Here is a 13,966-nt window from a genome sequence, read left to right on the forward strand (position 1 = left end):
CCGTTAACCCTGGACGATCTCGTCGGCGGACGGCGCCTCGTTGCGGGACAGGTTGATGCCGAGGTTCGCCGCGGCGCGCTCGAGGTCCTCGTCGTCGGAGTCGCGCATCTCGATGGCGGCACCGTCGCTGGAGAGCACCTCGACGTTCAGGCACAGCGACTGGAGCTCCTTCAGCAACACCTTGAAGGACTCCGGAATGCCCGGGGACGGCATGTTCTCGCCCTTGACGACGGCCTCGTAGACCTTCACGCGGCCGAGCACGTCGTCGGACTTGATGGTGAGCAGCTCCTGCAGCGTGTACGCCGCGCCGTAGGCCTGCATCGCCCAGCACTCCATCTCACCGAAGCGCTGACCACCGAACTGTGCCTTACCACCGAGCGGCTGCTGCGTGATCATCGAGTACGGACCCGTCGACCGCGCGTGGATCTTGTCGTCCACCATGTGGTGCAGCTTCAGCATGTACATGTAGCCGACGGCCACCGGGTACGGGTACGGCTCGCCGGAACGGCCGTCCAGCAGCGTCGCCTTGCCGTCCTCGCCGACCATGCGCTCGCCGTCACGGTTCGGCTTGGTCGACGACAGCAGACCCATCAGCTCGGCCTCGCGCGCACCGTCGAACACCGGCGTCGCCGTGTTGGTGCCCGGCTCGACATCCAACAGGTCCTCCGGCAGCTGCGCGGCCCACTCGGGGGCACCCTCGACCTTCCAGCCCTGTGAGGCCAGCCAGCCGAGGTGCAGCTCGAGGATCTGCCCGATGTTCATACGACGGGGCACACCGTGCGTGTTCAGCACGACGTCGACCGGCGTGCCGTCCGGAAGGAACGGCATGTCCTCGGTCGGCAGGATCTTGCCGACGACGCCCTTGTTGCCGTGCCGGCCGGCGAGCTTGTCGCCGTCCTGGACCTTCGACTTCTTCGCCACGTACACGCGGACGAGCTCGTTGACGCCCGGGGGCAGCTCGTCGTCCTCCTCGCGGGAGAACACGCGGATGCCGATGACCTTGCCGGTCTCGCCGTGCGGCACCTTCAGCGAGGTGTCGCGGACCTCGCGGGCCTTCTCCCCGAAGATCGCGCGCAGCAGGCGCTCCTCCGGCGTCAGCTCCGTCTCGCCCTTCGGCGTGACCTTGCCGACCAGGATGTCGCCGTCGCGGACCTCGGCACCGATGCGGATGATGCCGCGCTCGTCGAGGTCGGCCAGCACGTCCTCGGAGACGTTCGGGATGTCCCGGGTGATCTCCTCGGCACCGAGCTTGGTGTCGCGGGCGTCGATCTCGTGCTCCTCGATGTGGATCGAGGTGAGCACGTCGTCCTGGACCAGCCGCTGCGAGATGACGATGGCGTCCTCGTAGTTGTGGCCCTCCCACGGCATGACCGCCACGAGCAGGTTCTTGCCGAGCGCCATCTCACCGTTCTCGGTGGACGGGCCGTCGGCCAGCACCTGGCCCTGTTCGACGCGGTCGCCCTCGGTGACCACCGGGCGGTGGTTGAAGCACGTACCCGCGTTGGTGCGGCGGAACTTGTAGAGCCCGTAGGTCTTCCGCGTCCCGTCGTCGTGCATGACGGTGATCATGTCGGCGGACAGCTCCTCGACCACGCCCGCCTGCTCGGCGACGACCACGTCACCGGCGTCGACGGCCGCGGTGAGCTCGACACCCGTGCCGACCAGCGGCGACGAGGACTGCAGCAGCGGCACCGCCTGCCGCTGCATGTTGGCGCCCATGAGCGCACGGTTGGCGTCGTCGTGCTCGAGGAACGGGATCATGCCGGTCGCGACGGAGACCATCTGCCGCGGCGACACGTCCATGTAGTCGATGTCCTGCGGGTCGATCAGCTCGACCTCGCCGCCCTTACGGCGACCGAGGACGCCTTCCTCGGCGAACGAACCGTCCTCGTTCAGCGGCGCGTTGGCCTGCGCCTTGACGTAGCGGTCCTCCTCGTCGGCGGTCAGGTAGTGCACCTCGTCGGTGACCCGGCCGTCGACGACCTTCCGGTACGGCGTCTCGATGAAGCCGAACGGGTTGACGCGCCCGTAGGAGCACAGCGAGCCGATCAGGCCGATGTTCGGACCCTCAGGGGTCTCGATCGGGCACATGCGGCCGTAGTGGCTGGGGTGGACGTCTCGCACGTCCATGCCGGCGCGCTCACGGGACAGACCACCCGGGCCCAGCGCCGAGAGGCGGCGCTTGTGGGTCAGACCCGACAGCGGGTTGTTCTGGTCCATGAACTGCGACAGCTGCGAGGTGCCGAAGAACTCGCGGATCGCGGCGACGACCGGGCGGATGTTGATCAGCGTCTGCGGCGTGATCGCCTCGACGTCCTGGGTGGTCATCCGCTCGCGGACCACCCGCTCCATACGGGACAGGCCGACGCGGATCTGGTTCTGGATCAGCTCGCCGACCGTGCGCAGGCGGCGGTTGCCGAAGTGGTCGATGTCGTCGGTCTCGACCGGAACCTCGGTCTCGCCGGGCTGCATCGTCTCCTCGCCCGCGTGCAGGCGGACGAGGTACTCGATCGTCGTGACGATGTCTTCCTCGGTCAGCGTGCCGGTCTCGTACGGCAGGTCGATACCGAGCTTCTTGTTGATCTTGTACCGGCCGACCTTGGCGAGGTCGTAGCGCTTGTCCTTGAAGAACAGGTTCTCCAGGAGCGTCTGCGCGCTCTCCTTCGTCGGCGGCTCACCAGGGCGCAGCTTGCGGTAGATGTCCAGCAGCGCTTCGTCCGTGCCGGCCGTCGAGTCCTTCTCGAGCGTCGCGAGCAGCGTCTCGGAGAACGAGAAACGCTCGCGGATCTGCTCGGTCGTCCAGCCAAGGGCCTTCAGCAGGACGGTGACCGGCTGGCGGCGCTTGCGGTCGATGCGCACGCCGACGGTGTCGCGCTTGTCGACGTCGAACTCGAGCCACGCACCACGACTCGGGATGATCTTGACGCTGAAGACGTCCTTGTCCGTCGACTTGTCGATGGCCTGGTCGTAGTAGACGCCGGGCGACCGGACGAGCTGCGAGACGACGACACGCTCGGTGCCATTGATGATGAACGTGCCCTTGTCGGTCATCACGGGGAAGTCGCCCATGAAGACCGTCTGGCTCTTGATCTCGCCGGTGTTGTTGTTGACGAACTCGGCGGTGACGAACAGCGGCGCCGCGTACGTCATGTCCTTGTCCTTGCACTCCTCGACCGAGGCCTTCACCTCGTCGAAGCGCGGGTCGGAGAAGGAGAGGGACATCGAACCGGAGAAGTCCTCGATGGGCGAGATCTCGCCCAGAACTTCTGCGAGGCCACCGAGCGGGTTCTCGTCGCCATCGTTGACGGCGCGTTCGAACCACGCCTCGGAACCGGTGAACCATTCGAAAGACCGGATCTGCACGTCGAGCAGGTCAGGAGTAGCCAGCGGTTCACGGATCTTCGCGAATGAGACCCGCTTCGGTGCTCCTGGAATTCCCGTTGACGAGCGCGTCGAGGTGGTCGCAGCAGTGGCCTGATTCGCGGGAGAGACTGCCAAGATGCGTCCTTCCGGGGACATAAGCGGTTGAGCAGCCGCGTAGCGACGAGCAACACGAACTGTCAAGGGTGCGGTAGTGCCGACCATCCTAGCTACCACGAATGGGCAGCCTGAAAGTGGGCAGCGCAAAGAAGCAGTCTAGCCCGGAAGACGGCGAGTTGTCGAGGGGGCACGCCCAAGACGTGGGGCCCAGCCTCGTTCGCTCGTCTCCGGCTCGCCTCCCGCAAGGCTCGCCATTGCCTGTAAGCGTGAACCCCCGTGAGCGCTGAGTCAAGCATTCACACGCCGGTTGCGCCTGGCGGACGAGTACGAAATAGATCACCTGTGCCCGGCTCTGGACAGCCGGACCACCGGTATGGCAGTCCGGCCGCCGGAGCGAGCCGAATCAGTTCCCGCCCTGCTCACCGCCGTTCTGGCCGTCCTGACCACCCTGCTGACCACCGTTCTGGCCGCCCTGCTGGCCATCTCCCGGCAGCGGCGCGCCGGACGGGTCCTGCGACTGTCCGGGTGCGGGCGCCGGCTGCTGCGCGGCGTACGTGTCGAGGTTGGTCACCTTCCACGTGTCGCCCTGCTTCTGTGTCTCCAGCCACATCGCCGCGCCGCCCACGGCGGGCTGCTCGTCGGACGGCCGCGTGGCCGCCTGGTCGATGAACACCATGACCCGTGCGCGCTCGTCGTCGAGATTGACGACCGCGCTGCGCGTGGCGTGCACCGTGACGACGATCTTCTGCTCCGGCGCGAGCCGCTTGATCTCGCCCATGAGCGCGTCGTACTTCTGCTTGACCTCACCACCGGCCAGCAGCTCGTCGGCGGCCTTCTCGGTCTTGTCGAGGTTGTTGTGGTCGATGGAGAACAGACGCTCGGCCGCCTTCCCCATCGCCTCCTTCACCTCCGCCGTGGCCGGACCGTCGACCAGTGCGGAGTTCGACGTCGCCGCGCGCGCCTCACTGCCCTTGATCTGGAAGAACACCGCGGCGCCCGCCAACAGCAGGCCCGCGACCACCAGCACCGCGAGCACGGCGTATCCCGGCCGCCTGCGCGAGGTACCGCCCTTGCCGCCCTTACCGTTCTTGCCGCGTGCCGACGTCGCGACCGCGGGCGTTCCCGGCTCTTCGGCGTCGATGCTCTCGGCCTCGTCGAGACTCGCCGGCTTCGCACGCCCGTCGTCCTTGGCCTTCCGGCGCGGCCCCGGCCTCGGCGCCGGCTTCCCCGCGTCCTCGCCGGCGCCGTCCTCGCCGGTGCTGTCACTGTCGGTGCTGTCATTGTCGCGGTCACCGACCGGGCCCGTCTCGTCCTCCGGCTCCGATGCCGCCGACGCACCGCGCCCCGCTCGACCGGCGCCACCCGCGTCGCCGGCCCCGGCGGACTGGCCCGCTTCAGCGGCCTCCGCGGTGTCGGTGGTGTCTGCGGCGTCGGTGGCGTCGGTGGTGTCGGCGGCCTCGGCCTGCTCAGATGTCTCCACGTCCTCGGTGGAACCCGGCTTGCGCAGGCCCGCGACCTTGGGACGGCGCGTCGGCGTCGGCCGCTGCTGCGGGGTGGGCTTACGACGGTTCGGTGACACGGTAGGACTCCGTTCTGGGCGCTGCTGCGCGGTTCGTGGGCGCCGGGCGATGCGCTTACTGCTGGCCGCCGCCGGTGACGGGCACGTCGCCGATCTGCGACACCTTCCACGGGCCGTCCTCGCCGTCCCGCGAAAGCTGCACCTCGAGTCGCATGGTCTTCATGCCCTCCTGGTCGCCGCGCTTGATGTCGGCGCTCGCGGCGACGATGGCACTCGCCTTGCCCTCGCGGTCGTTCAGCTCACTGACGGCGACGTCGTGGACGGTCGTGGTCACCTTCGACTTCGCCTTGGTGATCGCCTCGCGATAGGTCTTCTCGGCCTGCTGGATCTGGTTTGCCAGCTCGCCGGTGCTGAGTTCCTTCTGCCTGCTGAAGTACTCGTCCAGCTTCGTGTGGTCGAGTTCGGTGAACGCCGTGACGGCCTGTCCGGCGACGCGCGTGACGTCCTGCCGCTGCGCGGCGACCTCGGCGTCGTCCCCGGTCGCGCTCACCAGCCACCACACGCCGAACACCGCCGCCACGATGAACGCGGCCGTCGCGAACGCGGCCGCACCCAGCAGTGCCCAGCGCGGCGGCACCGACCGGCCCTCCTCGGCCTCGTCCTCGGCCTCGTCCTCGGCCTCGGTGCCGTCGCCCTCGGTGCTGTCGCCCTCGGTGCTGCCGCCCTCGGTGCCGTCGTCGGCGACACCGTCGTCGGCACCGCTGTCGACGTCGTCATCGCCGTCGGTGTCGGCCGGCTTCTCCGCCGCCGAGTCGGCGGACGACTCCGCCGACTCCGCCGACTCCGAGGCCGCCACCGTTTCCGCACCGTCGACGTCGCCGTCCGCGGTCCCCGGAACGTCGGCCCCGGCCGCGCCGGTGCCGTCTTCCGTCTCGCCGGTGGCGCGGGCCTTCTCCGGCTCGTCCGAACTCATAACGCTCCAGGGTATTGCGGTCGTGTCAGCTTGCTGTTTGTCGCCCTGACCGGCTCACGGCCGGGCCAGGCCTGCGAGCTGGTCGAGGCTCGTGATGTCGAGCCCCGGGCTGCCGGCCACGCCGGGGGTGCCGCGCAGCGAGGCCAGCTCCTCCTCGTCCCGCGTCGAGTTCTCCTCCAGCTGTTGCTGGCTCGGCTTGACCGGGACGCCGTGGTACGGCGCGTTCTGCGAACCGCGCACGTTGATCGGGCTGCCGACCGGCTCGGCACAGTACGCATCGCCCTTGGGATCCCGCTCGGAGGTGTCGTTGCCGGGACGGTACTCGTCGGGCGAACGGTAGCCCTTGGTGCATGACGGCGGGTTGAACAGGTTCAGCGCGAGGCCGAGGTGCGCGGTGCCGTCACCGGGTGTGACCGAGTAGGCGCCGCCGGTCACCATCGGGTAGGCGATGAACATCATCTCCAGCCCGTCCTGCCGGGGGACCAGCAGGTTCGACGTCGTCAGCAGGTTCGCCGTGAGCGCCGACAGGCCCGGACCGGTCTCGGCCAGCACCCGCTGCACCTGGTCGCCGACCTGCGGAGCGACGTCGACGAGCTTGCGGACGTCGGCGTCGGAGTCCTTCAGCGTCTGCGACAGCTTGCGCAGGTCGCGACTGAACGAGCGCATCGACCCGGCCATCTCGTTCTGCGTGCGCAGCACCTTCGTGCCCGAGTCAAGCAGCTCCACCGTCTGCGGAACATGCTCGGAGGCCACCTTCGTGAACTCCTGCGTGGTGTCCATCAGCTGCTGCAGGTCGCGGCCGGTGCCGTTGAACGCGTCGTAGGACTCGTCGACGACGGTGCGCAGCGAATCGGTCGGCACCGACTTGGCCAGCGACGACAGATCGCCGATCAGTTTCTCCGTCGGCACGGGCGTGGTCGCGTTCCGCGAGTCGATGACCGAACCGGCCTCCAGGAACGGTCCACCGGAACTCCGCGGCTGCAGGTCGACGTACTGCTCACCGACCGCGGACCGGTTCGCCACGACGGCCTTCAGATCGGCGGGCACGGGCGGCGCGTCCGCTTCGATGTCCAGCTCGGCCTCGGTGCCGTCCTCGGTCAGGCTCAGTGGGCCGACGGTACCGATGTTGAAGCCGCGGTAGGTCACCTCGGCACCGGTGAAGATCCCGCCGGACTCGGCCAGCTGCAGCTGCACGCTGTAGCCGCCCTGACCGAAGGTCTCCTCGACGTCGGTGAACCGCACGAGCGCGTACACGACGGCGACCACCGAGATGATCACGAACACCACGAGCTGGATCTTGGTCTTGCGCACCAGCATCAGCTACCGCCCCCTGACAGGCTCTCGAAGATCCCCTCGACGCCCGACGACGACTGTTGCGAGGTCCGCCCGTCCTGGCCCCCGGACTGCTGCGACCCGGGTTGTCCGGACGATTCGCCCAGCGGCAGCGGCGGCGGGTTGTCGCCGGTTCCCTCTCGCGGTGACGTGAGGTTGCCCGGCAACGAGGCGTCCTGGAGCGGGTTCTGCCTGCTGCGGCCGAGGTTGGCCAGCACTTCCTGCAGGTCCAGATCCAGGTCGACGTAGAGGTTGAAGTAGTCGCCCTTGGCGCCCTTCACGGCCTGGTCGGTGAACGGGTAGCTGAGCATCAGTTCGAGCGCCTTCGGCAGGTCCGAGCCCGCCTCACCGAGCTTGCGCAGCACCGGCATGAGCGACTTCAGGTTCGCAACCAGGTCCTCCTGGCTCTGGTTGATCGTCCTCGTCGCGACACCGGACACGCGGTTCAGCGCCTGCAGCATCGTCACCAGCTGGCCGCGCTGCTGCTCCAGGACCTCCAGGCCGGGGCCCAGGTTGTCGATGGCACCCGCGATGCGGTCCTTCTGCCCCTTCAAGTTCATCGACAGCCGGTTCAGACCGTCCAATGCGCTGGTGATGTCGCCCGACTGTGCGTCGAGCGCCGACACCAACTGATTGGCGTTGCGCAGCAGGCCCTTGACGTCCTGCTCGTTGCCGGACAGCGCGGTGTTCAGTTCCTTGGTGATGTTGTTCAGCTGTTCCACGCCGCCGCCGTTGAGCAGCATCGACAGCGCGCCGAGCACTTCCTCGACCTCGACGCTGCGGTCGGTGCGCTCCACCGGGATCGTGTCGCCCTCGGCCAGTTCGGCCTCGGCCGGATCCTGGCCCGGAGGGCTCAGCTGGACGTACTTCTCGCCGAGCAGGCTCGACTGGCGCAGGTTCGCGATCGCGTTGGCCGGCAGTTCGACATCGTTGTTGATCAGCAGCGTGACCTCGGCCGTCCACCCGTCGCGGGCCAGGCCGATCTGCTCGACCCTGCCCACCGACACCTCGTTGACCTTGACGCCGGACTGCGGCACGAGGTCGAGGACGTCGCGGAACTGCACCTTCACGCGGTACGGGTCGTCGCCCAGGTCGGCGCCACCCGGCAGCGGGAGGTCGTACACGCCGGAGAACCCGCAGCCGGACACGGCGAGCATCGTGGCGGCCGCACCCGCGGACAGCAGCTTGCGGAACTTCACTGGCCACCTCCCGAGGACAGCACCTGCTGCGTGATCGGGAGCGGCAGCGGCGGCAGCTCACCGTTGTTCAGCGCGTGCACCGACTGCGCCAACGACGGCAGCGGCACGTTGTTGTCCACGACGTCGGCCACGCCCTGGCACACGTTGCCGACGGCGTCGAGCGCGTCCGGTGTCTGCTTCAGCAGGTTGCACACCATCGTCGCCGGCGGTTGCGTGAGCTCGTTGAGGTTCGCCCTGGCGTCGAGGGTTCCCGACGAGGCGTTGTAGGTGTTGGCGAGGTTCGTCAGCGCCAGCGGACCGATGTCGAGCGTCTCGGCGAGGGCGCCGCGCTGTTCGACGAGCACCCGCGTGACACTCGCCAGCTTGTCCACGTTGGACTTGAGCTTGCCCCTGTTGTTCTCGACGAACCCCTTGACCGAGGTCAGCGCCGTGCCGAGCTGCTTGACGGTCGCCGACAGGTTCTCCCGCTCGCTCGAGAGGTAGCCGCTGATGTCGGCGAGCTGCTGTTCGAACCTGCGCACCGTCTGGTCACTGCCGGCGAGCGTCGTGGACAGCTTCCCCAGGTTCTCGACCGTGGCGAACAGATCACCCGAGTTGCCCGACAGCGTGCCGGAGGCCTTGCCGAGCTCGGTGATCGTGTCGTGCAGCGCCTTACCGTTGCCGTCGAGGTTCTCGGCGGAGGTGTCGAGCAGGTCCGACAGCGAACCGTTCTTGTTGGCGCCGTTCGGGCCGAGCGATTCGGACACCCGGCTGAGGCTCTCGGCGAGCTCGTCGACCTCGAGCGGCACCTCGGTGCGGTCCTGGCTGATCGTCGCGCCCGCGTCGAGCGTCGGACCGCCGGTGTAGGCGGGTGCGAGCTGCACGTACCGGTCCGAGACCAGCGACGGCGCCACGAGGATCGCCTTCGCGTCCGCCGGGATCTGCACGTCACGGTCGTAGGTCATCTCCACGAGCACGCGCTCACCCTGCGGCTCGACTTTCGTGACCTCACCCATCTCGACACCGAGCACGCGGACGGTGTTGCCCTCGTACAGGCCGATCGCGCTCGGGAAGTAGGCGCTGACCCGCTTGCTGCCCGCGTCCTTGAGCGTCCACCACAGTCCGCCCGCGACGACGAGCGCGAGCACGATGGCGATCGTGACGCCCTGGGCGAGCCGCTGACCGAATCGAGTGGTGATCATTTGACGTTGCACCCCTCTTCGTTCACCGGCCCGACGGACGGGAGCAGGAAGCCGCAGATGTAGTTGTCGAACCAGCGGCCGTTGCCGATCGTGTTGTTGAAGACGCGGACGAACGGCGCGAACTGGCGGATGCCCTCGCTCAACGATTCCTCGTTGCGTTGCAGCATGCCGGTCAGCCGGTCGAGCTTGTTCAGCACAGGGCCGATCTGCTCGTTGTTGTCGGCGACCAGGCCCCGCAGCTGCGTCGACAGCTCCTGGCTGCCCTGCAGCATCGTGGTGATGGCCTGCTTGCGTCGCTGCAGTTCACCCAGCAGCGACGAGCCGTCCTCCATCAGCTTCACCAGCTGCTCGTCGCGGCCGGCGAGCGTGCCCGAGATCTGCTTGGTGTTCTTCAGCAGGCTCTTGAGCTGCTGATCGCGCTTGGCGATGGTGTTCGACAGCTTCGACAGCCCGTCCAATGCGCCGCTCATCTCGTCGGGCGTGTCGGAGAACGTCTCGGACAGCACGTCGAAGCTCTGCGCCAGCTGGTCGGTGTCGACCTCGTCGACGGTGCCGGACAGGTCGCGGAACGCCTCGAGCACGTCGTAGGGCGCCGTGGTGCGCTCGCGCGGGATCGTCGACCCCGGGTCGAGCGGGTTCTCCCCCAACGGGTCGAGTGCCACGTACTTCTGCCCCAGCAACGTCTTGATCTTGATCGTCGCGGAGGTGCGGTCGCCCAGCCAGGCGTCGCGCACCTTGAACGACACGTTCACCCGGTCGCCGTCGAGCTCGACGTCGCTGACGTTGCCGACCTTCACGCCGGCCACGCGCACCTCGTCGTCGGGCTTGAGTCCGGCCGCCTCGCTGAACTCGGCCTGATACGTCGTGCCACCGCCGATGAGTGGCAGGTCCTCGGTGTTCAGCGCCGCCACGATGCCGAGCACGATCACGATGATGCCGGTGATCGCGATGGGGATCGGGTTGCGCTTCTGGAAGCTCTTCATTCGCTGGTGCACCGCTCCCTATTGACCGGCGCGATCGGCACGTTGACGGGCTCGGACATCAGCCCCGGGATCCGGACGTCGCCGCTCGCACTGCACAGGTAGAAGTTGAACCACGAGCCGTAGTCAGCGGTCGCAGCCATCCGCTTGGCCTTCTCCGGCAGGAACTGGATGAAGTGTTCGACGACCTGTTCCTGGTCGTTGAGGTTTCCTGCCAGCTCACCGAGGGCCTTGACGTCCTGCTTCAGCGGCTCGCGGCCCTCCTTCAGCAGGCCAGCCGTGGTCTGCGCCAGCCCACCGAGCGCGTCGATCGACTGCCCGATCGGCTCCTTGTCCTTGGCCAGTCCCGACACCAGCTTCTGCAGCCGCACGATCAGCTGGTCCAGCTGCGGCGTGCGTTCGTTGACCGTCGTCAGCACCGTGTTCAAGTTGTCGATGACCTGGCCGATCACCTGGTCCTTCTCGGCGAGCTTCGTCGTCAGCGACGCCGTGTGCGACAGCAGGCTCTCGACAGTGCCGCCCTCGCCCTGCAGGACCTGGATGATCTCGTACGACAGCTTGTTGACGTCGTCCGGCGACAGCGCCCGGAACAACGGCTTGAACCCGTTGAACAGTTCGTTCAGGTCCAGCGCGGGCGTCGTCTGATCCAGCGGGATCGTCTCGCCCGGCTGCAGCGTGCCCTGCGGACTCCCGCCGCCCGGCTGATTGCCGCCGCCCTGGTACGCGGCCTGCTGCACCTCGCCCTGGCCGGCGCGTTCGAGCGCGATGTAGCGCTGGCCGACGAGGTTGCGGTACTTGATCGACGCCTGCACGTTCGCGGGCAGCTCGCGGGCGGCGTCGATCTCGAACTCCACCTCGGCGAGCCTGCGGTCCACGATCTCGACGGAGCTGACCTGGCCGACGCGCACGCCCGCGATCCGGACGTCGTCGTTGGGGATCACCATCGTCGCGTCGGTGAAGCGGGCCTTGTACGTCACGGTGTCGGACAGGTTGATGTTCGCGATGCTGACCGCGAGCACACCCGTGACCAGCACCGTGACGGCGATGAAGGCACCGAGTTTGACCAGTGGTGCGGTGAGTCCGCGCATTATTCGACCGTCACCTCCGCTCCGCGGTACATCGGGGCGATGAGCAGGGAGCCCCAGCCGGGCATCTCGTCGGCGTCCATGCCGAGCCGCGGCGCGGTCAGCTGCGAGATCAGCCGCAGCTCACCCGGCGAACCGGCCGGGTCGCCGCCCGCGATACCGGGAGCGGCGCCGCCGCCACCGTTGTTGTTGTAGCCGCCCGCGTTCGCCTGGTCGTCGGCCTGGCTGAGGCCGTTGTTGGACGAGCGCGCAGGCGGGGGCGCCGTGCTGCCGTCCTTGACGGGCCCGTCCGGTGGGTACTGCGGGAACGGATCCGGCCGCTCGGCGAAGTCGTAGCAGCGCGGGCCGCGGTGGTCGTTCCACTCCGGTTCGTCCTGCCCCGGCTTGTACGGACCGCGGTTGTTGGTGATCTCGATCGTCGCGTGCAGGCCGGGCTCGTTGGTGCCCTTGCCGAACGCCTTGTCGATCCGCGGCACCAGCTCGGCCATCTGCCCGAGGAAGCACGGGTACGACGGCGCGTACTTGGCGAGTAGTTCAGCCGTCGGCCTCGCGGTCTCGCCGAGCTGGATGAGGTTGGACGAGTTCGCCTTCAGCCACGAGTGCAGATCCGTCGAGGCGCCCGTGATGCTGGTGTACATGTTCGACAGCGCCTGCCGCTTCTCCACGATCGTCTTGCTCGTCGTGGTGAAGTTGTCGAGCGTCTGAACCAGATCCGGGGTGACGTCGGAGAGGTTGTGCGAGAACTTCGCCAGTTCCCGCAGGTTCTCCTGCAGCTTCGGCACATGCGGGTTCAGCTCGCCGAGGTAGCTGCCGAGGTCCGACAGCGTCTGGCCCAGCTGCTCACCGCGCCCCTCCAGCGCCGTCGAGATCGCGCTCAGGGTGGTCGAGAGCTTCTGCGGCTGCACCGCCTGCAGCACCGGCATCAGATCCTCCAGCGCCTGTTCGAGCTGGATGGCGCTCTCGGTGCGGTCCTGCGGGATGACGTCCCCCGACCGCAGTGCCGTCGCCTCGGCACCGTCCGGGATCTCCAGGTTGACGAAACGCTCGCCGAAGAGCGTCTTCGGCAGGAATCGGGCCGAGACGTTCGCCGGCACCAGGTCGGCGTGCTCCGGGTCGAGGTTCAGCGTCATCTTCGTGGCGCCGCCCGCGACGGGGGTGATCTCGCCGACGTGACCGACGATCAGCCCACGCACCTTCACGTCGGAGTTCTCCGACAGCTGGTTGCCGAGCTCGTCCGCCTCGAGCGTCACCGTGACGTACGAGCTGAAGGCCTTGTTGTAGATCGCCACGCTCAGGGCCACGCCGCCGACCAGCAGTCCGACCAGCAGCAGTCCCAGCAGCCTGCGACGCAGCGTTGCCCACATCCCTGTCGCCGTCATCCCGCGATCCTCACCGTCGTGTCGGTTCCCCAGAGCGCGAACCCGACGAAGAAGTTGACCACCGCGACCGTGACGATCGACAACCGCACGGCACGGCCCACGGCCACACCGACACCCGCGGGGCCGCCGCTGGCCTTGTAGCCGTAGTAGCAGTGCGTGAGGATGATCAAGACGCTGAAGATCAGCACCTTGATGAACGAATACAGCACGTCCTGCGGTGGCAAGAACATGTCGAAGTAGTGGTCGTAGGTACCCGCCGATTGGCCGTAGACGTAGATGACCACGGCCCTGGAGGCCAGATACGACGCCATCAGGCCGATGACGTACAGCGGGATGACCGCGACGAACCCGGCGATGATCCGCGTCGTGACCAGGTACGGCAGGCTCGGCACCGCCATCACCTCGAGCGCGTCGATCTCCTCGGAGATGCGCATCGCGCCGAGCTGCGCGGTGAAGCCGGAACCGACGGTCGCCGACAGCGCGAGACCCGCCACCAGTGGTGCGATCTCACGGGTGTTGAAGAACGACGTGAGGAAGCCGGTGAACGCCGACGTGCCGATCGAGTCCAGGGCCGAGAAGCCCTGCAGACCGACCAGCACACCGGTGAACAGCGTCAGGCCGACCATCACGCCGACGGTGCCGCCGATCATGGCCAGCGAACCGGAGCCGAAGCTCACCTCGGCCAGCAGGCGCAGCACTTCCTTCATGTACCGCCGGATCGTCCGCGGCGCCCACGCGAGGGCGCGCAGGTAGAACGACATCTGGTCGCCGAGATCGTCGAGCGTCTCGAGCGGGCGGTTCGCGATCTTTTTCGCGCGCTGGGTCACGGAGGCCATCG

10 protein-coding genes are annotated in these 13,966 nt (G+C 67.9%); all 10 read right to left on the bottom strand.

Going from position 1 to position 13,966, the window contains the following annotated elements:
• Nucleotides 1-3: 3 nt before the first annotated feature.
• Nucleotides 4-3,498 (bottom strand): DNA-directed RNA polymerase subunit beta, encoded by a 3,495-nt coding sequence (gene rpoB / locus FB384_RS05380; protein ID WP_183779690.1) that lies wholly within the window; start codon nt 3,496-3,498, stop codon nt 4-6.
• A gap of 385 nt (nt 3,499-3,883) precedes the next feature.
• Nucleotides 3,884-5,059, bottom strand: a complete 1,176-nt coding sequence (locus FB384_RS05385; protein WP_183779692.1) for a hypothetical protein — start codon at nt 5,057-5,059, stop codon at nt 3,884-3,886.
• 55 nt (nt 5,060-5,114) lie between these two features.
• The gene (locus FB384_RS05390) at nt 5,115-5,972 is read right to left on the bottom strand and encodes a hypothetical protein (protein ID WP_183779694.1); all 858 of its coding nucleotides are present in this window, start codon (nt 5,970-5,972) and stop codon (nt 5,115-5,117) included.
• A 54-nt stretch (nt 5,973-6,026) separates the two neighbouring features.
• Complete coding sequence (locus FB384_RS05395; RefSeq protein WP_183779696.1) at nt 6,027-7,289, bottom strand: MlaD family protein; 1,263 nt, start codon at nt 7,287-7,289, stop codon at nt 6,027-6,029.
• Nucleotides 7,289-8,461 carry an MCE family protein gene (locus tag FB384_RS05400; RefSeq protein ID WP_183785006.1) on the bottom strand — a complete coding sequence of 391 codons (1,173 nt, stop codon included), beginning with the start codon at nt 8,459-8,461 and terminating at the stop codon, nt 7,289-7,291. Before FB384_RS05400 ends, FB384_RS05395 begins: the two co-directional genes overlap by 1 nt.
• Nucleotides 8,462-8,499: 38 nt before the next feature.
• Nucleotides 8,500-9,684, bottom strand: coding sequence for an MCE family protein (locus FB384_RS05405; RefSeq protein ID WP_183779698.1), 1,185 nt, complete (start codon nt 9,682-9,684; stop codon nt 8,500-8,502).
• Nucleotides 9,681-10,667, bottom strand: a complete 987-nt coding sequence (locus FB384_RS05410; protein WP_183779700.1) for an MCE family protein — start codon at nt 10,665-10,667, stop codon at nt 9,681-9,683. The genes FB384_RS05405 and FB384_RS05410 overlap by 4 nt, the downstream gene beginning before the upstream one ends.
• On the bottom strand, nt 10,664-11,752 hold the full coding sequence (locus tag FB384_RS05415) for an MCE family protein (protein WP_183779702.1): 1,089 nt from the start codon (nt 11,750-11,752) through the stop codon (nt 10,664-10,666). The genes FB384_RS05410 and FB384_RS05415 overlap by 4 nt, the downstream gene beginning before the upstream one ends.
• Entirely contained in the window at nt 11,752-13,128 is a 1,377-nt protein-coding gene (locus FB384_RS05420) for an MCE family protein (RefSeq protein WP_183779704.1), read from the bottom strand. The genes FB384_RS05415 and FB384_RS05420 overlap by 1 nt, the downstream gene beginning before the upstream one ends.
• Nucleotides 13,125-13,964 (bottom strand): MlaE family ABC transporter permease, encoded by an 840-nt coding sequence (locus FB384_RS05425; protein WP_183779707.1) that lies wholly within the window; start codon nt 13,962-13,964, stop codon nt 13,125-13,127. Before FB384_RS05425 ends, FB384_RS05420 begins: the two co-directional genes overlap by 4 nt.
• Nucleotides 13,965-13,966: the final 2 nt, after the last annotated feature.

It is taken from the genome of Prauserella sediminis (assembly GCF_014195435.1).
Taxonomy (GTDB): Bacteria; Actinomycetota; Actinomycetes; order Mycobacteriales; family Pseudonocardiaceae; genus Prauserella; species Prauserella salsuginis.

What these genes read in the sequence shown, in the direction of transcription:
- FB384_RS05400 (WP_183785006.1), bottom strand. Translation starts at nt 8,461, where the DNA reads ATGCTCGCCGTGTCCGGCTGCGGGTTCTCCGGCGTGTACGACCTCCCG.
- FB384_RS05420 (WP_183779704.1), bottom strand. Translation starts at nt 13,128, where the DNA reads ATGACGGCGACAGGGATGTGGGCAACGCTGCGTCGCAGGCTGCTGGGA.
- FB384_RS05405 (WP_183779698.1), bottom strand. Translation starts at nt 9,684, where the DNA reads ATGATCACCACTCGATTCGGTCAGCGGCTCGCCCAGGGCGTCACGATC.
- FB384_RS05415 (WP_183779702.1), bottom strand. Translation starts at nt 11,752, where the DNA reads ATGCGCGGACTCACCGCACCACTGGTCAAACTCGGTGCCTTCATCGCC.
- FB384_RS05425 (WP_183779707.1), bottom strand. Translation starts at nt 13,964, where the DNA reads ATGGCCTCCGTGACCCAGCGCGCGAAAAAGATCGCGAACCGCCCGCTC.
- FB384_RS05395 (WP_183779696.1), bottom strand. Translation starts at nt 7,289, where the DNA reads ATGCTGGTGCGCAAGACCAAGATCCAGCTCGTGGTGTTCGTGATCATC.
- FB384_RS05410 (WP_183779700.1), bottom strand. Translation starts at nt 10,667, where the DNA reads ATGAAGAGCTTCCAGAAGCGCAACCCGATCCCCATCGCGATCACCGGC.
- FB384_RS05390 (WP_183779694.1), bottom strand. Translation starts at nt 5,972, where the DNA reads ATGAGTTCGGACGAGCCGGAGAAGGCCCGCGCCACCGGCGAGACGGAA.